The organism is Limnoraphis robusta CS-951 (assembly GCF_000972705.2).
This window is the reverse complement of record NZ_LATL02000353.1, coordinates 1-22,362: the sequence shown is the minus strand read 5'-3', so window position 1 is coordinate 22,362 and position 22,362 is coordinate 1. Positions and strand designations below refer to the sequence as shown.

Sequence of the window (22,362 nt, the reverse complement as noted above, 5' to 3'; positions counted from 1 at the left end):
CCCCTCAATCATCTGTCGCCAATATTAAGCGATTTCATTTTACATACTCCCCCGTTTTAAAACGGGGGATTCTAGGGTCAAACAACAGTTGCAAGGAAACCCTGTCTTACACCGTCTAACCTAAGAGTCGATGCCCCGACTCTTTTAATATTTAGAGAGGCGTTTTCGTCACGTCCATTAACAATAGAACAGGACGGACAACGCCATTCTCTAATATTTAATTCCAACTTTTCTAGGACATGACCACAGTGGAAGCAAGTCTTGCTTGATGGATACCATTGGTCAATAAATATTATTAATTTGCTTTTCTTGCTGGCAACCCATTCAAGTATTTCGATGAATTCACCGAAGGCTAAGTCACCTATTTTTCGTCCCCAAAGCTTTTGCATTCCTTTGAGGTTTAAAGTCTCAAAGCAGAGTACGTCAAATTGGTTAGTTAGACTGTGCGCTAGCTTCCAAAACCAATCACGGCGACGGTTTACAACTTTCTCATGCTGTCTGACTAAATGCTTTCTTGCCTTTTCCCAGTTGCTAGAACCTTTCCGCTTTTTGGATAAACTTCGAGAGGCTTTCTTAACATCGTTGAGGGCTTGCTTTAAAAACTGTGGTGACTGTATTGAGAACCCTTCTGAACAGGTTAAAAACGTCTTCAACCCGAAGTCAAATCCAGCAATTTTACCCGTCTCCGATTTAACTTCAGGAAAGAGACCGTTATCGACAACAACAATTAAAAACAACTCGCCCAAAGGTGTTCTCTTTACCGTCACAGTCTTAACTTTTCCCTCAATTGATTGAGAGTTCCAGAATTGATAGACTTTGCTACCAATCTTGATTCTGTTGCCACCGAGGAATTTGTAACCCGCTTGTTTTAACGTAAATGATTTGTACTTTTTGACTTTCTTGAAATTGGGCGGTCTGACTCCTTTCTTGCTGTGTTTAAAAAACAACTGGTAGGCTTTTTCAATACGCTGACAAATATCTTGAGCGGATTGAGAACCTACCAATTGCCAAAACTTATTCCGTTTTCTTAGCTTCGCAATGTGTTTCTGAAGTTTCGCACAGTTTAAGTGTTTACCAAATATCCGGTAGTACCGTTTATGCAAAGCGACGCAGTGATTATAGATAACTCCTGCGGCGTTGATAGTCCGTTTGAGATACCTATTTCGCTTGTGTTGGTATAACTTAAACTTGAGTGTCTTCATGGTTTATGATTATAACATCATTGCCAATCTTTTCACTGCCAAATAAAATGGGCTGCCCTCGCTTGTATCCCCCGATTAAAATGCGGGGGCTTTACGCTTCGTCACCGTAAAAAATTCAACAAAAAATGGGATAGTTTAAACTCAAATTTAACTTGAATTCCCTATCCCAAAATTCTGTGATTTCAACGTGAAAAATTCATTAATACTGTGGAACCGAAGGATCAACTTCCAGACTCCAAGCGTTAATTCCACCTTTAAGATTAATCCCTTCAATTCCCGCTTGTTTGAGAATGCCTAACGCTTTTGCCGATCGCCCACCCATTTTACAATGAGCAATTAAACGATGACCGTTGAGCAATTCTTTCACTTTCTCAACACCCACACCCCGCTCGATATCAGGTAATGGTACTAATACCGAACCCGGAATTTGAGCGATTTCATATTCATTAGGGTTGCGGACATCGACGAGTACAAAATCATCCGCCCCACTGTCAAGCAGTTGCTTCAATTCCTGAACCGTCATCTCAGGAAGTTCCATTTGTTTTGCCTCCTCTGCTTTAGCTTGGGGAATACCGCAAAACTGTTCATAGTCGATCAGCTTTTCGATCACAGGCCGAACCGGGTTGGGTCGCAACTTCAACTCACGGAATGTCATGTCAAGAGAGTTGTAGAGCAACAGCCGACCACTTAACGTCTGACCTTTACCCAGAATAATTTTAACCGTTTCTGTAGCCTGAATCACACCAATTAATCCCGGCAGAATTCCCAAAACGCCACCTTCAGCGCAAGACGGCACCATTCCCGGGGGTGGCGGTTCTGGATAGAGATCGCGGTAGTTCGGGCCACCTTCATAGTTAAACACCGTCGCCTGACCCTCGAACCGGAAAATCGAACCGTAGACGTTGGGTTTATTCAACAATACACAGGCATCATTGACCAAATAACGGGTCGGAAAGTTATCCGTCCCATCAACAACAACATCGTAAGGTTCGAGAAGTTCCAGGGCGTTTTCTGAACTCAGACGGGTGTTGTACAAGTCAACTTGACAAAAGGGGTTAATTTCCAGAATCCGATTTTTCGCCGACTCAATCTTCGGCTTTCCCACCCAAGATGTGCCGTGAATCACTTGACGCTGGAGGTTAGAACTGTCTACGATATCAAAATCGACAATTCCAATCCGTCCAATACCCGCCGCCGCCAGATACAACAGCAGGGGCGAACCCAGTCCACCTGTGCCAATACACAGCACACTGGCAGCTTTCAGGCGTTTCTGCCCCTCTAAGCCGACTTCTGGTAAGATCAGGTGACGCGAATACCGTTCGTATTCTTCTTTGTTGAGCTGGATTTGCTCCAGATTCGGATTTAGCATGATAATTCAAAGAAGGAAAATGACCTTCACTTGCTAGGATATCGTGCATCCCAACAATATAGGGTTAGCCAAAGATTAATATGATAAACCGATTGAGGACGAATTGACTGAGGTGCTTATCATTTCTTCAGGTTGAAATTGCTGATTCTCATCTAAGCACCAATTTTGAATATCGTTGGCTTTTGCCTGTTTGACTGAAACAATGATATAAGAATATTGCGGCCAAGCACAAACCCGATCAAATTCAGAAGGGATGGCGGTGTGTTCAGGATGGGAGTGATAAATGCCAATAATGCAGAGATGGCGATCGCGTCCCTGTTTTTGAGCGGCAATGAAGACTTGGGGATCAATGGTGTAGCGTCGTTCTTGCGTGGTGACGGGTTGATCTGCTGTTTCCATCTCCTCAAACAGTTCAGCCGACTCAGCATCCCAGGCGTTTTCTGTTGGCCAGATTTCAACAACCGTTTTGTCGGAATGGGAGTCAATCTTTCCCAATATTAAGCCACAACACTCACGGGGATAGCATTGTTCAGCATGAGTGCAGATTTGCTCAAGGTGTTGGGTAGAAATTGTTAAGGTCGGCAAGGGTGAGCAGTGATTTTATCAATTAGGTTGACATCCTCCTCTCCCTAAAGGAAGAGGATTCCAAACCTCACGGTTTGGGCTTCCTCTTTCTGCCTCGTTGACTTACTTAATTGGGTTTCCCCATTACTGCCGAGATCAGTCTCTCCGGAGGCGTTTTGCTCCATTTCAGAAGCCTGTTTCGGTATGCCCTACCGTACAGTGGAAAACCTAAAATCTTGGTTTCTCTGTACTTGTTGCTTGAAGCTTTTACCCGCACAAGCTTTCCTGCACGGAACCCCATAACTTCAGTTTTCAAGGTGCGCTGCCTTTCGGCGACTGGGTTTTTAGTGTGGTTGATTACCATGACCACAAGAGAAAGTTTAGCATAAAGCCGTCAATCACGGACGGGGCTTTACACCCAATTTTTTCGGTAACACATCCCCAGTCGGCAGAAAAGTGTCCGGCTCCTGAAAATCGGACAATCTATGGAAAATCGACATTCAGAGCGATGAGCCGTTTCACTTAGCATAAAATTTTTCAATAAAATTGTAAAAAAACATAAAATTTTGAGCGAGTGAAAAAGTTGTGAAATTAACAGGAATTCGGTCACTTCGTATTCAATGATACTGAAACCAGAAAGGATTTTTTCAATGATTAGAGTGAGCGAAAAAATCTAGAAATTTAGGGAATCGATCTCAACTCAAATGTTTATGAGTCAGACTCTAAGCTTAAGCGAAACCACCAGTCGTTGGCTACTGGCAAATGGTTATACTCCTGTGAATCTAGACTGTCAGCGTGAAAATGGGGACACTGCATTAATGAAAGCAACCCGACAGAAAGAGTTAACAGTGGTTAAAGAACTGATTGATCGCGGTGTCAATCTAAATTTGAGGAATGATGATGGCAACAATGCCTTATGGTACGCTTGTTTTGGAAATGATTATATTTTGCTCGATTTATTAATCAATTCTGGAATTAATATTAATAATCAAAATGATCACGGTGCAACGGTATTGATGTATGCAGCTTCAGCCGGAAAAGAAGAAATGGTGCAGTTTCTTTTGAGTTATGGTGCCGATACCGACCTGAAAAACATCGATGATTTTAAACCGATTGATTTTGCCAGTACCGTAGAAGTCTTGAGGATACTGAAGAATGCTAAAAACTCAGAAACTCGCCAAGCAGAATCACCCGCCCATGAACCACTGTTATTTAGGAGTTGAAACAACATACAGAGAAACCGTTGGGCTTTATCGCTTTCATCAAATCTGGAAAACACCCCCATTTTATTATGAACCCAAGAAATTTTTAGAAGTCGTTTTTAAGCGACGATCAGCTCCCAGTTTAAAACAGCAATCGATGATTCAGATGAAACACTTAGGTTTCTAAAGAGAGAGAAAGATTGCTAGATGTCTTGACAACGACGGGTAAATCATTAAATCAGGAGAACACAATGACAGCTAAACGTGAAGATCTATATTTCAATCTGATCGATGAATTAATCAGATGTCCAAATGGTCAAGAACCCGAAGTTTTATCCAGCCATGAGGATTTATTAGATGCAGGTTTCATCAAAAGTTTAATGCAAGTTGCCACAATGATGGCCCATGAAAACAATCAGGATGGTGCTAAGTTTTTAATTCACCTTGCTCGCGAACTTTCTAAAGCTTTGGGTTTGTATCCCGAAGTTTCTAATCCTTCTCCAACTGCCACTGAAAGCTAATTATGGGGGCAAAAAATGGTTACTCAGTTAGATGCTAAACAAATCGCTATCGATTTTTTAGGAGATGATTTAGAGCTTCTAGATGAAGAACGAGAATGGCTCAGTGTTATCGATAGCCGTTTAATCAATGAAGGTTGGTATATTGTAGAAGTTGGAGTCGAAGGATTACCCGATAAATGGGTTCTCCAAGTTTATGAAAATGGAGAATGTGACCCCTGCTATACTTTTATCTCTCCCATTTTGCCTTCAGAGATTACAACGGATTTAGAAGAAATTCCCGAAGGAATTGCAATGGCCATTGAATCGGAACGGGCGGGTCGTATCATTGAAAAGGTTCATTAGATGATATCATGTCCGACTAATCAATAATGATTCTGTAGGGGCGGGTTCAGTCAATATCTTTAGCACTACTCCGAGATTGAGATAAACCCGCCCCACCCCATAACAGAATTAATCAACCGGACATAATATGAGTTGGCTTTTGGGCTAATCATTCTATCTCAATTTAGAGTCTCTTTTGATATCTAAATCTTGATCAGTCAGTCTCAAACTCTTGAGTCTGGCTGATTATTTTAATGAGGTTGTTTACTCCAATTCTGTTGGATGACTAATATTCCCCAAAAAATCACCTGGGGAACTTTAATGATTTGAGTATAAATTGAGGGAAATTGTACTTGTAGATAGGTGATTAAAATATCAGCATCGCCTCCCGTTAACACAATTTTACTATCAGGAAACTCTTGACGCCAAGCTTCAACAAAATCTCTGATTCCCGCTAACAACGTGTAAATTATACCACTATGAATCGCTCCCGGTGTTTCTATCGCCCAACGGGGAGGAAGTTGTTGGGGTTTAGCAGTCTGAGGTAACGCCGCAGTTGCCGCTAAAGATGAAAATTGCAACCCTAAACCCGGTAAAATTGCACCCCCAACTAAACAATGATCGCGATCGCATCCCGTAAACGTTAAAGCCGTACCTGCATCAATCACCAATACAGGAAAACCGAGTTTTGTTCCCGCTCCTAATACGGCTAAAGCCCGATCAATTCCGAGGGTTGGATAGAGATTTTTAAGCGGTATTTGTTCTAAGGTAATCACCTCAAGATTCGGGTATTCTTGCCAAATTTTCGTTTGTTCAGGAACCACAGAAGCTAAGAGGATGGGGAGTTGATATGATACTGAATCTAAAATATTCTCTCTATTTTCCTTGAAGCTTAAATGTTCTGTGTCCCAAGTTTCTATCATTTCCAAATTATCAAATTTCGCCCAATGTAGCCGAGAATTGCCAATCATTAGCCCTAACCAAAACGCATTTTTAAAATTAAACATTATTCCTGATATTTATAATAAATTCATATTAATCGATATTGCTCGATCAGTCATTATTCAGCTTGATATTTAGCCTCTTCAACTGACACACCCAATACAATCACTGGATCATCGGCCTATTTGGTTATCTCGTCAACCCGGATCACACAGTTATAAATCGCTATCCAGATTTTTGCTAAAAGTTTTATAGGGAGTCGGTTGTGACTCCCCAGATTCTAGAGCTGAGTTATGGCATTCACCAACTCATAAAACAATTCTTTTACAACCTTGTGCCGAATTTCAGTCCTCACCTTATTTCGCGGTCGCTTCTTCTTGACTTCTGCTTGGAACTCAAGGCGATACCTTTTGCCCCTATCCGATTTCAATGCACTGTTAGAACGACTAAACTCAATCCGAGATCGAAACCATAAAAACAACGCAGTCCGACATAGTTGACTCCCAGCCTTTGCACTTTTCCGCTTTTTCCCAGACCATTCCCTCACAGGTGCATCACCCAAAGCCTTCTTAAACCGCCTCAGACTAATGTATTTCTTGGTTGGCTTCTTAGAGTAGCGGCCTCGACTGATTTTAACGATTGGCTTTCTATCCGGGCCGAGATAGTCCTCAATCGGGAAGATTTGAGAGAGGATTTTTGAGGCACAATCCAGCCCGAACCCGAAATTTTTGAACACAGAGCGATAGGGTTCAAACCGTTCGTCTCCTAAGTACAGCTTTTGTAGTTCCCGTTCCAGTCGCTTATCTTCGGTGAGGTAATGAGATAAAGTCATTGCGTCGAACCGGGTTGCTTCGGACACTCCTAAACCTTTGGAAGCTTCCAGCATGAGGTCGTACCGCTTTGATTTGCGAATTCCTCCAGCCCATCCCCAAAACAGAGGAGCGTCAGTTGTGGCATCTGCCATTTCGGGAAATTCGTGACGCAAGACCTGATGAAGTCGGTTGATTATTGCCGTTTCAATCCGCGCATTGTGACCTAATTTCAAAACTAATTCTCGCATCTCCTGAACAACGGGGTCACGCAAACTTACCCAACGCTTTGGATTATCCTGGTACATCCAATAGTAAATTGCCAGTGAATACGCATCGGCTTCATCATCTTTGTCAGGGATGTCCAGAATTTCTGCTCTATGCTGGGGAAGTCTTGAGTTATGAACGAGTCTAACTTCGATGTCGTTCTTGTTCAAATGATGCAACCAAAACTTGATGTAGTGCATTCCGGTAGGTTCCAAAATCATCACATCAGGCTTTAACTTCAGAAGCTTTTGTAAGCCGATTGTATCAGTGGAAACTTCGATAAATTCCATGTCAAGAAACTCCTCTCTCGGGTTAACTGGAGGGGATTCAAGACAGCACAAAACGAGCTTGTCACAGCAAGCGTCGGCGCCTATTACTTTCATAGTTTCTAATACGGGAGTGAATTTGCGGTGAAACCCCAAGACAGCCCATGATACTCCCAAAAGTCCGTAGACCACATCGCTATTAGGGCATTGCTAGGGGGTGGTGAGAGAACAGCTCACGATTTATAAAGGGCATCAACTATCACCCAATTATGGCGATCGCCTTAGCAGCCCATATCTGTCTTGGAGCATTGTCTCTCACCGTGCGATTAGGATGCGACCCTAACCGCCAACGCCCCCCTAATTTGATTAAGGAGGCGTAAGCGATCAGGATTCGTCTTTGTGGTAAATCGTTTTTAATACTCTCCTTGTGATATTTCCCATAATTAGACTCTTTACAAATAGACTAAATATGGCATCTTTTCTATCATTGAGCATTGAATAAATTTGTGCTTGTTGATAGATTGATTCTAGTTCGGGTGTTTTGATTTCTTCTGGGATATCTTCCCATGCGGGTAAGGGTGGAGGAATTTCATCACCTTTTATCCATCGCTCAATTTGATTAGCGAAAAATAATTTCAGTTTCTCGAATGTTTCCTGATCTTTGTTTGGGTTATCGCGGTAAAACTTTGCAAGTTCAATGTTACGGGTAAACCCTTCAGTTCCAACTGTTAATGATGCAACTTCAGTTTCATTTGATAATATTAAGCCGTCACATCTTTCTGCTTCGGCTTCTACTTCATCACGAGTAACATTGTATTCATCAGCAATTAAATCAATTAGTGCATCTGCTTGATATCCAATTAATCGAGTTTCATCAACTACCCAATAGATTTGATTGTCTGAATCAACTTCCATAGGAAAGGGATCGCGCATTGGGATACCATGAGGAAATAAATGCTTGATTTTGTCGAAGTTTGAGGGTGATTTAAATTTTACCCAAGTATCATGTTTAGTCATGTTTACAGAAACAGTAGATTTTTGAGTTTGCGGATAATTAAGGTTTTAAGGTTCAAAGAACTTTCCTTAAATACTTTGTCCATTTCATCGATAACGCTGTCAACCATTTCGTTGAAAGTGTCCTGATTTCTCATTTTGATTCGTTCACATAGTCTAACGCAAACTAATATCTGTTGCCAGATAGACAGCGAGTAAAATTTTTTACTCATAGTTAAAACTCTGGTGAAGTTTCGCTTGAAGTTTCGCTTGAAGTTTCGTTTTTTGGATTGACCTCTTTAATTTGATGACACAACACGTTGTAGCTGTAAATAATATTAGAAAGCTCTTTCAACGTTGAGTCCTTGTACTTAAACTCGTCGTAGGTTTTGAGTAGTTCTTTAGAATCTGAACAGAGAGACTCAACAGCTTTAAGTTTTGTTTTTAACTCTTCTAATTCTGATTCTTTCGCTTCAATTTCTCGAGTTACGGTTCTAATTTCCTTGATGTATTTTCGCTCAAGGTTGATTTTACCCAATAAATTATTGTAACCGTTACTGAGTTCTACCCCAGCAATTGAAACAAGTTTTTCTCGGAGAACCTGCATTGACTGTTCTGTGTCTTCCCAGTCTTCTAAGTTGGCTTGAATGTCAAAGCGGGTTGATTCGTAGTTTCCCATGTTAACGGTTAACCCGAATGAAATTTGATTGATTTTCATACGGTAGTAAAGGGGGAAATTCCCCCTGGCTAACTTTGTTGAAAGTAGTGAAGCAAGTGGTAATTATGCAGACAAGACGTTTTTTACATAGGCAACATCCTTAACTTGAACGCTTGTATTTTGCTTGACGACTGAACCCTGAAAACTCTGGAGATGAAAGAGTTTTGGCTCCCATTGCGCCTTCTAAATTAAGGCGTTTCAGTCCTCGTTTTTTTCGGCGTCGGTTTTTTTGAACTATGTTCATTCGTATTGACATAAACTTTCTCTGTGTGTTGAAACTCTTTCTTCATTCTTTGAATATTATTTCTTTTGGTGGTGGTCGAATTCTTCGCTCTATTGTAATGGTTTTGTCGGGGTGTTTTTTCTTCAGGTTGTTTGCTAGTCGTTTCGCTTCAGATTCGCTTTGACAGGTGATTAACTTTCCTTCTAAGTAGATGCAGAAGCTTGGGTTACAGTGAATTGGTTGTTGGGCAAGTTGATTAACTTGGTTGTTGGGCAGTTGTTGGGCAAGTTGACTAACTTGGTTGTTGGGCAGTTGGGGATTCAGTTTTTTTCTAACTGCTTCTAACCAAGACTCTATATGGTTTGCTGGCCCGACTTTTTTAACTTCCTCTCGGGTAATTCCCAGTTCCTCAGCGATCGCTTTGAGCTGTCTGAGGTTCATTTGAGGTAGTTGCTTGCAGATTGATTGCCTGATGAGCTGTTCACGGGTTTTTGTGATCTCCTCGATGCGTCTCTGTTTTTTCTCTTGTTCGGCGATCGCGTTTTTCCGGTGGGCGATCGCATTTTCCCAAGTTTCCCGCCGGCGCAAGTCTCCAAATTTCCTGACTTCCTCACGGGATATGGCTAGTTCCAGGGCGATGGCTTTGAGCTGTTCGAGTTTCATTGTTTAACTATGGGTGAGTAAGGGCTGGACAATATCCAGCCGTTATGTTGACGCTCTGCTAGATTACGTGCGTAATCTTTTTATTATTATTGCAGCTTCCATGTAAAATAACAAGCATAATCTTTCTTGTTGTTTTGGATAATGCCTGTTACATTATAGGTGTAATCTTGTTACTATTGAGTTGGAGTGTATGAGTGAAGATAAAGATGATAAAGCGGCGTCACAACATGGACGGCGATTTGGAGGGTTTCAGCCTGAGTGTGACAGCTCAGGGCAAGGTGGGTTTCAAGAAGATAGCTCGAAGTCTCGGTCTCAGCGCTTCGGCTTTGGTGGATCGGATTGGTCGCAACGAGCTGACTTTGGATCAGGTTCTTTCGGGTCAGGCTCTCGAAGAACGGTATCTGGGGGAATCCTCCAGCAATTGATTGATGAAGTCGATGATCAGTTGCTTGAGTATGATTCTGAAATTGACAAGCTTAATTCTAAAAAACAGAGATTAATTTCTCGTCGTTCTAGTTTACTAAAACTTTGTGAAGAATTAAGCCATAAAACCGGTGAATCGCTTCCACCTATTGATAATTCTGAAGAAGAATGATTTAACCAGTCCTTGTATTTGGGGCTGGTTTTTGTGTATTTAGAGAGAATTTTGTTATGTCATTTTGGAGCGCTAAACATCAGCAGCTTTCTTTAAAGCTGCAATTGACTCCATCGGCTACCCATTTCTGGCAGTGGATGGTTAATAATCCTAACTCTGATGCCTATGATTTTCGGGATTTTAACGACTGGGTTAAAACCCATCGGGGGAAATCCTATCACCGAGATACCCTCAAGGCTGCAATTCGTCTTCTTGAGGATAAGGGGGTAATCAACATTGTGCGTGAATTCGCTTGGAATATTAAGCGGATTGTCTGTTATGGGATTGACAAGCTGTTAAAAAAACCCCCGCGAAAAAAATCCCAAGACCCCGCAGGAAATCGTAAAAAATCACCCCAAAACCAGCTACACGTCAAATCGGATGATATACAACAACAACTGTTTATCATCCATGAAAGTGACTCTCTTGGTGATGATCATTTAATCAACCAAGCTGAAGAATTGGATAGTGATTTTGAGGAAAACTTTCAGGAAAACATTGAGTTGGTTCAAGCGGCTGGAATTGAACTCAATGTTCACCAATCCGACTGGTTACGAGCGTTTACACCGAAAGAAGTGGCGATGGCGATCGCATACCTTTTGAGTCAGAAAAATGTTCTGAATCCCCCTGGGTTCTTACGTCGGGCTTTAGAACAGGGCTGGGAATATTACTATACTCCCCGTCCTATAGATTGGGACAAACTTTATCAAAGGTTTGCTGAACTGATACCTAATACCTGGAGGAAATAACATGGATGAACAGCATAATTACCTGAATGTTATGTCTGTTATTGATAGTAGATTGCACCAACAGGCAAACAAGAAGTTTTACTCTTATTCGGATTTTTCTCATCTTGCAGCGGCTTTATGGTGGTTGAAATCTGATTCAGATAGGCGATTTCAGGAGGCTTCATATTATTTGCGTCAAGCTGAAGCCTGGGATATTGCATCAATGCTTCTAGAATATATAGCTCAAACTCAAGGTTGGTATGTTGTATCAATGCTTTTAGAAGATATTGATGTTAATTCGCATATTGCATCAATACTTTATAAAGACATTAATCCTAATGTCGATTTTTAGAAGTAATTAGAATTTTTTGAACTGATACCTAATATCTGGAGAAAATCAAATGATTGAACACATTGGACAAAATCGAGAATGTCAAGTTGGTGATCGCGAAACTTCCCCCTGTGTAAATTCTGAAGTGATGGAAGTTGGCGATCGTGAAATTTCCCTTTGTCCAAATTCTGAAGTGATGGAAGTTGGCGATTGTCAGACAACCATCGATGCTGATTCTGAAGTGATGGAAGTTGGCGATCGCGAAACTTCCCCCTGTGTAAATTCTGAAGTGATGGAAGTTGGCGATCGCGAAATTCCCCTTTGTCCAAATTCTGAAGTGATGGAAGTTGGCGATTGTCAGACAACCATCGATGCTGATTCTGAAGTGATGGAAGTTGGCGATCGCGAAACTTCCCCCTGTGTAAATTCTGAAGTGATGGAAGTTGGCGATCGCGAAATTCCCCTTTGTCCAAATTCTGAAGTGATGGAAGTTGGCGATTGTCAGACAACCATCGATGCTGATTCTGAAGTGATGGAAGTTGGCGATCGCGAAACTTCCCCCTGTGTAAATTCTGAAGTGATGGAAGTTGGCGATCGCGAAATTCCCCTTTGTCCAAATTCTGAAGTGATGGAAGTTGGCGATCGCCAGACAACCATTGATGCCGATTGCGAAACTTGTTCCGGTGCAAGCCTTGAACCGTTACCTGCCGATCCGAAAGTTTGGACGTTTACCGAAGAATTGCACTCAACCATCAAACTTAAAGTTTTAAGTCTTTTCGCTTGTGAAGTTGAAGATGGTTTAATTTTGGACGATTTAACAGAGGAACTGACCGATTTTATTTGGAGAAAAATCAACTCCTGTCCTAAGCTTCAATTCTTTGTTGACAGTGATTGCAAAACTCCCCCTGGTGCTAAATCTGAACAGACTAAACCTCCTGTTTATGTTTCTCACTTAGAGCCTTCTGTTCATCAGTTTGAAGATATTTTAACTGTGATCATTCCTCTTGACTGGGCAGATCAACCTATCATGGTTAACTCTTCTTCTTCTGGGTGGGAAGTTGTTATTTGTGACGGTTCTGATTATTAAGGAGACGGTATGGATTATCAGAATGTTATTTCAGCTATTGATCGTACATTGCAGCAAGAGGCCAAGAAGAAGTTTTACTCTTACTCGAAATTTCGCTATCTTACTGCTGCTTTATGGTTGTTGAAATTTGATTCAGATAGGCGATTTCAGGAGGTTTCATATTATTTGCGTCAAGCTGAAGCCTGGGATATTGCATCAATGTTTCACAAATATATTGATGCTAACAGTAAAACTTCTTGTGACGGTTCTGATTATTAAGGAGACAGTATGGATTATCAGAATGTTATTTTGGCTATTGATAGTAGATTGCAGCAAGAGGAAGACTGGAATTTTAGCTATCTTACTGCTGCTTTATGGTGGTTGAAATCTGATTCAGATAGGCGATTTCAGGAGGCTTTATATTATTTAACCAAAGCTGAAGTTTGGGATATTGCATCAATGCTTCAAAAATATATTGATGCTAACAGTAAAACTTCTTGTGACGGTTCTCAGTAGCAATTAAAATGCGATCGCTTATTCAGAGTGCGATCGCTACGTTGTTATGTCATTTCAACAAAACTTATTATGGCACGGAAAAAACCTTTACCGATTAATCCTGAGCAGATTCATCCTGGTGATTGGGTGAAGATCGTTTATAAGCCTGAGCTTGGCTGTCTTTATTCTCGTGGTCACATTGTTCAGGTTGACGATTCAAATTACGAGAAACGGATAGCTAGAATCAATGATCTAGATTTTGGGCCACAGTATTTGAGTTTTGACGAGGTTAGGTTAACTTTACCGCTTGTCCAACAACTGCCCAACAAGCAAACTGAGGAACTGCCCAACAACCAAACTGAGGAACTGCCCAACAACCAAACTGAGGAACTGCCCAACAACCAAGGCGGTACCTTTGCCCAACAACTACCTGGTGATGAACTGCCCAACAACCAAACTGAGGAACTGCCCAACAACCAAACTGAGGAACTGCCCAACAACCAAGTCGATACCTCTGCCCGACAACTTTCATCTAATGGTTGGTATGAGCGTCGTTATGTTCAAAAATCGAATGGTAACAAGTGCGGCCCTTATCTTTATAAGGTGTGGCGTGAGAATGGGAAACGGCGATCAAAATATTTGGGCAGGTGTTAGGACTGCTTTATAAAACAGCATGAACAATTTGAGGTGATTTGTCATGGAAAATTATCTTTGTTATTTGTCTCGCATTGCCAAGGCTTTGGAGAAAATAGCTGTTTCCTTGGATAAGCTAGCGACTTCTTCAATGTTATCGACTGATTCAAAAGCTCCAGCCTATCAGGTCGATATTAAGTCATTCCCCAAGTTTGACTGGGATTCAATTGGAGCGACGGTGGTTGAGTGTGATCGTGATGGGGTGTCGATTGTTCGTTGGGGAGGACGGGATTTTAAACGTCGTGCGAAACAGAATGCTGTTTGGTTTAGTCGTTCATTAGGTGAAGGTGAAAACGGTCGAGTTGAATATGAGGTTTTGGTTAGATTTAAACCCACTCAGCCTGTAGAGCCAATTGATCATAAAGTTAGACAGTTTTATCAGTCGTAGATTCCAAAAAATCCACCCCCCCTTGCCAAAACCCTTAAGCTGCAAGCGGCGACGGATTCCTTGGCGGGTCGAGTTGAAGTTTTTTAGCACTCCCGCAAGGTCGTACTAGCCAAGGTAGCGTTACAAAAGTTTATATCTGGATCACATTTAGTCTAAAAATAACTTCCCTGACTTAGCCTGACTTATCTGACTTATCTGACTTAAATCTTCACAAACTTCTTATTTTCTTCCTATTTTGTGTAAGACGGAAGACGAGTTAGCGAGAACAGGCAAATTTTCGCGCCTAATAAATCTCTGCTTTTGGCCGGGGATAAAGTTTGCGCGAAAATGTAGCCGCTTTTGCGATAACCGTCTGGAGGCTCCCCACACCGAGATTTTTCGGCTACCAGTGCAAGGATTAAAAAATATAAATTTTCCTAATACCGTGAAAATACTGAGAGAAAAACACTTAGATTTTTTGTACTTCAAAAATCCGTATTGCTACTGTTACGCTTTTTTTTCGGTTCGTTTATTGTTGAAATTGAACAACTGAATGAGGCATTTATATGTTCATTGTTGATATTCCTCCTCCGGTCGTTGTTGTGGTGCAACCGAGTCAACCGACACCTATAACTACACCGACAACCAATCACCCAGTTTCTCGACCGACGACAACGACAACTCAGCCAACACCAACGGTAACGCCTACACCTTTAACTACTCCAACTACACAAGATAAAGGTTCGATGGAGAAATTAGAACAGCGTGTTTTAGATCGAATTCGTCAAAAGGCGGGAGGTAATTAAAATGGCTTCAGCTAATCAAGATTTATTGGATAAGCTTTTATCCCTTGCTGTTGATAACGCTCCTTCAGCAAACATCGGCGTTAAATCGACAACCATTCCTGGATATCCTCTTTTTAGTGGTTGGGGATTTTTGACTGCGATTGAGGTTGATCAGTCTAAAGGAACCCGCAAGGCTTTGATGCTTTGCCCCTTTGTATCGGTTCCGGCTGTTTCCCTTCAAGTTCAAGCTGCCTGTCAACCTGTTGGACTGATTGAAACTGAAATGACTTATCCGCAAAACTTAAAACTTAAGATTCCTAATCACCTTAATGCTAGCCAGTTGTGTGAAGGTTCACCTTATTTGTTTATGGCGGCTCTTAAACCCGGTGCGGTTGGTGGTAATAGAGGTTCTAACGCTATTGCTTATTGGGATGGCTATTTAATGGCTGCTTCTCAATCTACTGAAATAATTAACCCATTTTTCAAGGAATTTAAATCTTCCTTGAATTACGTCTCTAATACTTCTCAGCCTGTTTATGACCAATATAATACCTCGTCTCAATATAGTACATCAGAGGATGAATAGAAATGACTGGTGTTTCTGCTCTTTTTGAATCAGGAGGACAATCAACTGAGATTGAATGGGGCAATAATAAATGCGTCCTTACTGATTACTCAAAGCGTTATCCTCAGAGTGTTTCTAGTTATCCTGATACTTCATTAATGGATTGTTTTAGGATTGCGATTGATACTCCAGGTGGTCGAGGTTTAGTACAATCATTTAACTTTTCAAGTCAGGAAGAACAGTTAACTGATATTCAACTTCAAGAAGTTGAGGAGCTTTCATTTACTTATCAGGAATTTTTCTGGGGTTCGCTTCTTCCTTTGGCTGCGATGATTTTTGCATTCTGCTTAATCATTAAAATACTGAACAAATTCTTTACTGTATAAAGGGAAAAATGAATGGTTTCATTGCAATATTTTCACCTGCTACTTTTATTGTTTCCGCAGTTGCTCTTGTTTGCTGTAGTTATGTTTGCCTTTTGGGCTTTCCTGACGGCGTTTTAGCAACTGTTCCCCCTCCAAAGTCTGCTAGTGAAGCGATTGCAGATATTGATCGTGTCCTTGGAGATCCTGATGATTTTGTTAATGATGTTTGGGATGGTGTTAACTCATTTGTTGGTGAACATTTTGGCTCTATGGCAGTTGCGACGGGCTTTGGTATTGCTATTAGATCGATTGTTAAATAAGGGGCAAAATGCCTATAATCTTAAGCCTATTTTTGTTAATAGGTTCTGCTCCAACTTACGACATAGAGGCGGCTACACAGCGTACTACAGATTACTTGCAACAAACGGTTAGTCCCGTGATTCAAAAAGGCGCTGAATGGGGCGTTAAGGCTGGTTTAGCTGTATCTGGTATTAATGCGTTTCTAGTTGTTGTTAAGAAGTTTATGAATGTTGATTAACCTGGGGGCAGTTCACCCAGCAAAAACGATGCGTTGTTTTAATTTACTTTGGAGGATTTTTGCATGACTGCTTTTTCTATTAATCAAGATGCCATTGATTTAACTTCATTTGATCAATTTTATTTGATGAAAATGCTTAATCGTCGCTCTATGAAAACTGCGGCGGTTGCGGGTGGAGTTGGTGCAGTTTTTGTTGCAGGGACTGCTTTAGCTACTGGTGGTGCTGCTGGTACTGCTGGTGACGGTGCAAAGGCTAGTGTTGAAGGTGGGGTTACGAACGCGATCGCTATGATTGGTGCTGTTGATGGGATTGCTTTGGCAGCATTTGGTGTTGCATTAGCACCTATGGGGTTTATGCTGGCGCTGCGTATTCTTAATATGGTTTTGAGTCGTGTTTAAACTTCTTGGTTGATTATTAATGGGAGGTGATTTTTTTGCCGTTCACAGCGATATATGGGCTTCCGGGTAAAGGAAAATCACTGTTTCAAATTCAGTACGCTTTGAGGATTGCTGAACAGTATAGGCTTAGGCTCGTGACAAATTTTTTAATTAATCAACACGCTTTAGCTTATTACTGTAAGGTTAATAATTATCGGTGGTTGTTTGATAATTTGGGTAAAGGGATTGTTTATTACATCTCGACAAACAAGAACTTTGCTCAACTTTTACAGATTCCGAATTCAGTGATTGCGATTGATGAGTTTGGATTGTACGCACCGAGTTCGCAGCATTGGACTTTACCACCAGAGGCTTACAATGCAATTGCTAATAATCGCAAAAATTTACAGCATATTATCTATGCTGCACAGTATCCTTCACAGATTCATTCATCAATTAATCAGATTTTGACTGATGTTATCTATTGTGAGGGTAAAACTGTTTGGGATTCAAAACTGAGAAATGAGCGCTTGATTTTTAAAGATACTCATGCTTTTGACTTTGCTCAGTTTGAGGTTTGGTTTCGTGACCCGAAACTTCGTAAGAATCCTATTAAAGTAATGGTTTTAGGTAAGAAGCATTGGAAAGGTCCTTTAAGTGCTATGGATAACCTATCCTTTATGCTTTATGATTCGTTTTCTCTGCTTGAACGTCAAGATGATCGGATGAGTTTTGAGTCGTTTTAATTTGGCTATAATCCCTATATTATTGACCAATTTCAAGAGCAGAAATTAGGAGATGATAGTCTTAAACAGCGTGGATTTACTCTCGCAGAATTAGATAAACTTGCTGAAACATATTCACAAGCTGAATCTAAGAAGAAAAAGAGGATTTATGAGGCTTCTAAAATTCCTCCGTTTTTATGCTGGAAGTTAGAAGGGGTTAATCGGGTTAGTCCTCCTCACCCTCTTTCTGCACAAATGCGCTTTTTCTGGAATTGGCTTCCGGCTTCTAGTTATCCTGGATTGAAACAGCTTGATTTTCGATTAACTAAGGAATTTCGGAATTATTACAAGCTTTCTTCTTCTGAACATCAGGCATTTAAACAGACCATTCAATGGGGTTTTTGGGGTTTTATTTTGTTGTTAATTGTTGGAGTATTTTTATGAATTTTGAATTAGAGGTTACGGATAGACAATTTAAAATTGACTGGTTTAAAGCTTTTTTGCGTACTGAAGAACCAGATATGATTCATCGCTGCGCTCAACAGTTGCAAGTTGAATCTCCTCTTCTTGCAAAAGATGTGGTTTTGGGTCAGAAATATTGGCATGAACATTATGGGATTCCTGGTTGTTCATTTATGGTTCATCGTCCTACTTCTTCTGGTGAGGAATATCTTTACTGTGTGGAATTGACGGGTCGTTTTTTGACAGGAAATATTCTTCAAGTTTTGGAGTTGTGTAATTTGTTGAATGACTCTGGTGAGTTAGATGTCCGTCGAATTGACCTTGCTTGTGATTATTACCCATACCAGGGTTTGAGTCTTAAGCCGTGGGAATCCTATGTTCAGAATCATAAGGTTGTTGGATATCAGAAAGTTCAACGGATTGTTAGAAGCGATTCGACTGGGACGCGCTCAACTGTTTATCTCGGTTCTCGTTCTAGTGAGCAGATGGTGAGGTTCTATTGCAAGGAAGTTGATGGCATTCTTTGCGATCGCTGGGAAGTTGAGTTTAAGCGTTCTAAGGCTACTCAGGTTGTGGACAAGTTTTTAACTGATGGGCCGCGCTGTTTGTTTGATTACCTGTTTGGCTCGGTTCAGTTGATGGGTGAGGATTGGTTTGATCAATATCGACTGTGTGAGGGTATTCGTTTGAGTTCTCAGACTTCGATTACTTCTATTCAGCGATCGCTTAACTTCCTCTGGTCGATTGCGCCGTCGTTGGGAATGCTTAATGAGTGTTTCGGCGATGAATATTTCTTTGATTTGGTGCAGCGAGTGGTTGATTCGGGGAAGCTTAAGCTCCGGACAAGGCATATTAATGCGATCGCAGAATATCAAAATTATCATGGTGTTGCATGATGTCTCTGGTTTTAGCTGCTACTTTGAGTTGCCCAACAACTCCCCTTAATCCGTTTGGTCAATTCCCTCAGAAGTTCCCTTTAGACATGGTGATTCCGAATGATGCGGAATTGGCGGAATTTAATCAATATCAAGATGGCTGTTTTCTGATGAATGTTGGCGGTGGTGATAGAACAATTTGTGCGCCTGGTCAGATTGTTACTGCTATTAAGCCATTTCTGATTATTGGGGTTGGGTTGAGGTTCATTTTTAGTGATTAAACTGTTTTTGGTCTTGTTACTGCTGTTGGTTCCTCTTCCTGTGTTTGCTTCTGGTGGTGATGGTACTGCTGATGATTCTGGGGAAAGTGAAACACCACAGGATAATTACTTTTGTGTTTTGGAATTTGTTAAAAAATCCAGCCGTGAGTATATACAGACTGCCTATGGAATGGGGAATATAGGCTCAATGAATTTGTCAGAACTTTGTCAGGACTTTTATAGCCGTGATATTGCGACTCAGAGTAATGATTTAGTTTTGATAAACTCTTGGGGTGATGTATCTGAGAATCCTGATCAGTTTTGGTTAGATCATAATCTTCGTCGTCCGTTGAGTATCTCTGAACTTGAGCAATATAAGTGTTTTTTTCAGGATGATAGTTTTCTTGCGGTACTCGGAAATGGAGCGATTAATTTAATGCCGGAAACTCCTGATAGCTTCCGTGTTCCTGCATTATTTCTTAATGCTTTGGATGAGTATAATTCACCTATACTCAGGTTTCTGGCGGTTCAGTCTTATTCAACAGTTCTTCCAATTTTGTCAATTGCAGCTATTGTGAAAACATGGAAACTCGTCAAAAAATGACTTACTTTGTTTTGGGAAAACAAAAGTCTTCTAGGCATGATGCTATTGCTTATGCAAAGTCTCAGATTAAATTTTGTGAGACTCGAATTCAATTGTTAACGAAAGTTATTGCATTTTTGGAGAAGCAGAAGTAATGATTATTCAATGCGAACAAGAAGGAGTTACTCGTCAAGAGATAATTGAGATTAATCATCGATTAGATGATTTTCAAGATAATACTCAAGTATCGAATGAATTGTTAATTACGCTATTTTCAATTAGTTTGGGTTGTTGGGGTATGACTTTTGCATTTTTAGCTTCTTTTGTTGTTTATTCATTTTTGGATGCTTTCAAGAATTTAGAGAAATATTTTCCGGCATTAAAGGATATTTTGATAAAGGATAGTAAAGGTAATGCAAAGTGAATCGCTGCGTTATTTGGCATTTATCTTTATGGTGATTGACCATGTTACCCTGCTTTACTTTCCCGGTTTTGTTTGGGGTCGTATAGTTGGGCGGTGGTCTGCTCCGATATTTTTCTACTTGTTGGCTTCTGGATATCGGAATACGCGATCGCCAAGACAGTATTTTCTCCGGCTGCTTAGTTGGGGAATTGTGAGTGAGGTTGTCTTGTGGTTGTTGGGTTTGACTCTTAGTCTCAATATCCTCTTGACGTTGGCTTGGTGTTTGATGACTTTAGTTGCGATACATCAGGCTAAACCGATGGTTAAATTATGGGTGGCGTTGGTTTGTATGTTTGGTGCCAGTTTGGTTGGTTTGGATTATGGTTGGTATGCGGTTATTGTCTCGGTTCTCTTTACCCTTTATACTCCCTCTCAGAAGTGGTGGTGGGGATTGTGGATATTTGTTAATGTTTTGGCTTCTTGGTTGATTTATCCGTTACAGATATTTGCTTTTCCGGTTCCGTTTTTGATTAGTGCTTTTGAAGGTCAAACTTTGGATTTACCTCGATTGCGTTGGGTTTGGTATTTGTTCTATCCTTTACATTGGGTAGTTTTATGCACTTTGCCACTGCTGTAAAATTTGTCTTAGGAATGCGAGTAGTAGTAGCAACATCAGGCGCTATTGTTGCTGCAAACATTGGAACTATTGCTACAGTTGCAGGTGTTAACATTGCTTATAGTTTAGGATTTATTTTGGGAAGTTTGGTTAGTTCTATAGGACTGCCAGTATTGTTATTAGTTTTAGGTTTATTGATTGGTGCAGCATTGGATTCAGAATGTGAGCAGTATTGTAATGAGTTGAATAACCCCGACCCAGCAACTTGTACAACTTACACTTATATTCAAGATATTTTTGGCCCATGCCCAAATATCAGAGTCTACAATCATTGTGCAACCCAAGAGGAATATTATCTAGCGTACACTCAATGGGGATATTCTCCAGGAGATCGAGATAATACAAATTGTATTTCAGCTAGATTTTGGTCTGCTGGAAAATGGAAATTTTCGATTCTTCTTAGGGCTACAACTCGGGAAATTGTAATAATTGATTCAGTAGAAGATCCCTTATATGAATCAACTTTTTTATTTGAATATCCACATGGGGGAGAATGTGTGGTTTCCTCAGAAGAAATTACCATAACAGAATGCCCAACACCCCACGAGCCAGATAACGGTTGTGATTGTAATAATCAGAAAAAAGTCTGGTTACAGGTTATTTATGGTTCTTTAGATGATTCAAAATTGAATAATAACTTCACATCTGCTAAAGGATGCTGGATTGTAGGATATCAGTACGATGCTGATAATAACCTATCAATTGCTTACAATCCAGGGTTGAATGAAGAATGGCTTAAATTTAAAGCTCTTAAACCCAATGAAGTTGATAGTAAGTTAGCATCTAATATTGAAGTTAAAAACGATATTGAAACTGCCAAGGGATGGGATAGGGCATATTGGAATGCAATCAAACTTGATACGGAGTGTAGACAATGGCAACCCGGCGATTTGATACCCACAAAATGAAGAAATCCTTCTGGTTAGGATTTAAGTTTAATATTTTTATGGGTATTTTGTTAATGATATTATCAGCTTTATCGGTGATTCTAGCTGATTTACTTTATATTGAATCTCATAGTAATATAAAACAATTAGGAACGGTGGGAGATTTAAAATATAATTATCCTGACCAATTTGATTTTTATGTGATTGAAAATCATCAGAGAAACTTTGAATATGATCAAGCTCATCAATTTATTAAAAAATATCCGAATATCCCTACTTATTCTCATCGCTTGAGGCTTTCAGATTGGGATGAGTTCTCATATAACTCGTATTTTTTTCTTGATGACTGGTGGCTTGAAAATTGTAGGTTTTGGTATAAAGATGAATGGGATTATCCATTACGTCAAACACTTAAAATGCTCCCTAAAGGAACAAAAATTGTGATTAATGAACACAAATTCAATTCAATTGATAGATTAATTGAAT

Annotated in this window: 34 protein-coding genes; 25 read left to right on the top strand and 9 right to left on the bottom strand. The window is 40.4% G+C overall.

Translation table 11 applies throughout. From position 1 onward, the window contains the following. Positions 1-77 precede the first annotated feature (77 nt). From WN50_RS29800 to WN50_RS29790, 3 genes are all read right to left on the bottom strand, one after another. A complete protein-coding gene (locus WN50_RS29800) occupies positions 78-1,202 on the bottom strand; it encodes an RNA-guided endonuclease InsQ/TnpB family protein (protein ID WP_049561749.1) in 1,125 nt (374 codons plus the stop codon). A 199-nt stretch (positions 1,203-1,401) separates the two neighbouring features. Beyond that, the gene (gene moeB / locus WN50_RS29795) at positions 1,402-2,571 is read right to left on the bottom strand and encodes a molybdopterin-synthase adenylyltransferase MoeB (RefSeq protein WP_046282323.1); all 1,170 of its coding nucleotides are present in this window, start codon (positions 2,569-2,571) and stop codon (positions 1,402-1,404) included. A 75-nt stretch (positions 2,572-2,646) separates the two neighbouring features. Continuing rightward, entirely contained in the window at positions 2,647-3,156 is a 510-nt protein-coding gene (locus WN50_RS29790; protein ID WP_046282324.1) for a M67 family metallopeptidase, read from the bottom strand. A gap of 689 nt (positions 3,157-3,845) precedes the next feature. Here WN50_RS29790 and WN50_RS29780 point away from each other — a divergent pair. From WN50_RS29780 to WN50_RS29765, 3 genes are all read left to right on the top strand, one after another. Beyond that, the gene (locus WN50_RS29780; RefSeq protein WP_152964976.1) at positions 3,846-4,358 is read left to right on the top strand and encodes an ankyrin repeat domain-containing protein; all 513 of its coding nucleotides are present in this window, start codon (positions 3,846-3,848) and stop codon (positions 4,356-4,358) included. Positions 4,359-4,588: 230 nt separating this feature from the next. After that, positions 4,589-4,858: a hypothetical protein gene (locus tag WN50_RS29770; RefSeq protein WP_046282328.1), complete on the top strand. Its 270-nt coding sequence runs from the start codon at positions 4,589-4,591 to the stop codon at positions 4,856-4,858. 15 nt (positions 4,859-4,873) lie between these two features. Further along, the gene (locus WN50_RS29765) at positions 4,874-5,200 is read left to right on the top strand and encodes a hypothetical protein (RefSeq protein WP_046282329.1); all 327 of its coding nucleotides are present in this window, start codon (positions 4,874-4,876) and stop codon (positions 5,198-5,200) included. Between the two features lie 230 nt (positions 5,201-5,430). Here WN50_RS29765 and WN50_RS29760 read toward each other — a convergent pair whose 3' ends face one another. The 6 genes from WN50_RS29760 to WN50_RS29735 all read right to left on the bottom strand — a co-directional run bounded on the left by WN50_RS29760 (position 5,431) and on the right by WN50_RS29735 (position 10,060). Continuing rightward, a complete protein-coding gene (locus tag WN50_RS29760) occupies positions 5,431-6,186 on the bottom strand; it encodes a pantothenate kinase (protein WP_046278371.1) in 756 nt (251 codons plus the stop codon). 215 nt (positions 6,187-6,401) lie between these two features. Beyond that, complete coding sequence (locus WN50_RS29755; RefSeq protein WP_046278370.1) at positions 6,402-7,580, bottom strand: IS110 family transposase; 1,179 nt, start codon at positions 7,578-7,580, stop codon at positions 6,402-6,404. A gap of 267 nt (positions 7,581-7,847) precedes the next feature. Beyond that, positions 7,848-8,480: a hypothetical protein gene (locus tag WN50_RS29750; RefSeq protein ID WP_046278369.1), complete on the bottom strand. Its 633-nt coding sequence runs from the start codon at positions 8,478-8,480 to the stop codon at positions 7,848-7,850. A gap of 211 nt (positions 8,481-8,691) precedes the next feature. Continuing rightward, positions 8,692-9,135, bottom strand: coding sequence for a hypothetical protein (locus WN50_RS29740; RefSeq protein WP_235441186.1), 444 nt, complete (start codon positions 9,133-9,135; stop codon positions 8,692-8,694). Positions 9,136-9,274: 139 nt separating this feature from the next. Next, positions 9,275-9,418 (bottom strand): hypothetical protein, encoded by a 144-nt coding sequence (locus tag WN50_RS34980; RefSeq protein WP_160315459.1) that lies wholly within the window; start codon positions 9,416-9,418, stop codon positions 9,275-9,277. A 42-nt stretch (positions 9,419-9,460) separates the two neighbouring features. After that, complete coding sequence (locus WN50_RS29735; protein WP_046278366.1) at positions 9,461-10,060, bottom strand: hypothetical protein; 600 nt, start codon at positions 10,058-10,060, stop codon at positions 9,461-9,463. Positions 10,061-10,250: 190 nt separating this feature from the next. Here WN50_RS29735 and WN50_RS29730 point away from each other — a divergent pair, with 190 nt between their 5' ends. The 22 genes from WN50_RS29730 to WN50_RS29625 form a co-directional block, all read left to right on the top strand. Beyond that, complete coding sequence (locus WN50_RS29730) at positions 10,251-10,655, top strand: hypothetical protein (protein WP_046278365.1); 405 nt, start codon at positions 10,251-10,253, stop codon at positions 10,653-10,655. A gap of 56 nt (positions 10,656-10,711) precedes the next feature. Then, positions 10,712-11,443 (top strand): hypothetical protein, encoded by a 732-nt coding sequence (locus WN50_RS29725; protein WP_049561745.1) that lies wholly within the window; start codon positions 10,712-10,714, stop codon positions 11,441-11,443. A 1-nt stretch (position 11,444) separates the two neighbouring features. After that, a complete protein-coding gene (locus WN50_RS29720) occupies positions 11,445-11,774 on the top strand; it encodes a hypothetical protein (RefSeq protein ID WP_046278363.1) in 330 nt (109 codons plus the stop codon). 49 nt (positions 11,775-11,823) lie between these two features. Continuing rightward, entirely contained in the window at positions 11,824-12,840 is a 1,017-nt protein-coding gene (locus WN50_RS38000; RefSeq protein WP_425354857.1) for a hypothetical protein, read from the top strand. Positions 12,841-12,849: 9 nt separating this feature from the next. After that, positions 12,850-13,098, top strand: a complete 249-nt coding sequence (locus WN50_RS29715) for a hypothetical protein (protein WP_046277808.1) — start codon at positions 12,850-12,852, stop codon at positions 13,096-13,098. A gap of 9 nt (positions 13,099-13,107) precedes the next feature. After that, a complete protein-coding gene (locus WN50_RS29710) occupies positions 13,108-13,335 on the top strand; it encodes a hypothetical protein (RefSeq protein ID WP_046277807.1) in 228 nt (75 codons plus the stop codon). A gap of 69 nt (positions 13,336-13,404) precedes the next feature. Further along, positions 13,405-13,968, top strand: a complete 564-nt coding sequence (locus tag WN50_RS34975; RefSeq protein ID WP_046277806.1) for a hypothetical protein — start codon at positions 13,405-13,407, stop codon at positions 13,966-13,968. Between the two features lie 43 nt (positions 13,969-14,011). Next, entirely contained in the window at positions 14,012-14,395 is a 384-nt protein-coding gene (locus WN50_RS29700) for a single-stranded DNA-binding protein (protein WP_049561742.1), read from the top strand. A gap of 545 nt (positions 14,396-14,940) precedes the next feature. Beyond that, on the top strand, positions 14,941-15,180 hold the full coding sequence (locus WN50_RS29695; RefSeq protein WP_046277805.1) for a hypothetical protein: 240 nt from the start codon (positions 14,941-14,943) through the stop codon (positions 15,178-15,180). Position 15,181: 1 nt separating this feature from the next. Beyond that, entirely contained in the window at positions 15,182-15,745 is a 564-nt protein-coding gene (locus WN50_RS29690; protein WP_046277804.1) for a hypothetical protein, read from the top strand. Between the two features lie 2 nt (positions 15,746-15,747). After that, positions 15,748-16,110, top strand: coding sequence for a hypothetical protein (locus WN50_RS29685; protein ID WP_046277803.1), 363 nt, complete (start codon positions 15,748-15,750; stop codon positions 16,108-16,110). An 8-nt stretch (positions 16,111-16,118) separates the two neighbouring features. After that, positions 16,119-16,409 carry a hypothetical protein gene (locus WN50_RS29680; protein WP_046277802.1) on the top strand — a complete coding sequence of 97 codons (291 nt, stop codon included), beginning with the start codon at positions 16,119-16,121 and terminating at the stop codon, positions 16,407-16,409. A gap of 8 nt (positions 16,410-16,417) precedes the next feature. Continuing rightward, a complete protein-coding gene (locus tag WN50_RS29675) occupies positions 16,418-16,627 on the top strand; it encodes a hypothetical protein (protein WP_046277801.1) in 210 nt (69 codons plus the stop codon). Positions 16,628-16,690: 63 nt separating this feature from the next. After that, positions 16,691-17,026 (top strand): hypothetical protein, encoded by a 336-nt coding sequence (locus WN50_RS29670; RefSeq protein ID WP_046277800.1) that lies wholly within the window; start codon positions 16,691-16,693, stop codon positions 17,024-17,026. A 134-nt stretch (positions 17,027-17,160) separates the two neighbouring features. Beyond that, positions 17,161-17,751 (top strand): P-loop NTPase family protein, encoded by a 591-nt coding sequence (locus WN50_RS29665; protein ID WP_046277799.1) that lies wholly within the window; start codon positions 17,161-17,163, stop codon positions 17,749-17,751. Between the two features lie 419 nt (positions 17,752-18,170). Beyond that, the gene (locus WN50_RS29655) at positions 18,171-19,088 is read left to right on the top strand and encodes a replication initiation factor domain-containing protein (protein ID WP_046277797.1); all 918 of its coding nucleotides are present in this window, start codon (positions 18,171-18,173) and stop codon (positions 19,086-19,088) included. Next, positions 19,085-19,348, top strand: a complete 264-nt coding sequence (locus WN50_RS29650; RefSeq protein WP_152964972.1) for a hypothetical protein — start codon at positions 19,085-19,087, stop codon at positions 19,346-19,348. Before WN50_RS29655 ends, WN50_RS29650 begins: the two co-directional genes overlap by 4 nt. Continuing rightward, positions 19,341-19,931, top strand: coding sequence for a hypothetical protein (locus tag WN50_RS29645; RefSeq protein ID WP_046277795.1), 591 nt, complete (start codon positions 19,341-19,343; stop codon positions 19,929-19,931). Before WN50_RS29650 ends, WN50_RS29645 begins: the two co-directional genes overlap by 8 nt. Before the next feature lie 133 nt (positions 19,932-20,064). After that, entirely contained in the window at positions 20,065-20,334 is a 270-nt protein-coding gene (locus WN50_RS29640) for a hypothetical protein (RefSeq protein ID WP_046277794.1), read from the top strand. Next, positions 20,324-20,950: a TraX family protein gene (locus tag WN50_RS29635; protein ID WP_049561737.1), complete on the top strand. Its 627-nt coding sequence runs from the start codon at positions 20,324-20,326 to the stop codon at positions 20,948-20,950. The genes WN50_RS29640 and WN50_RS29635 overlap by 11 nt, the downstream gene beginning before the upstream one ends. After that, positions 20,929-21,897 (top strand): hypothetical protein, encoded by a 969-nt coding sequence (locus WN50_RS29630; protein WP_046277793.1) that lies wholly within the window; start codon positions 20,929-20,931, stop codon positions 21,895-21,897. The genes WN50_RS29635 and WN50_RS29630 overlap by 22 nt, the downstream gene beginning before the upstream one ends. After that, positions 21,864-22,362, top strand: a 499-nt coding sequence (locus WN50_RS29625; protein WP_152964971.1) for a hypothetical protein, incomplete at its 3' end; no start/stop codon positions are given. The genes WN50_RS29630 and WN50_RS29625, both read left to right, overlap by 34 nt.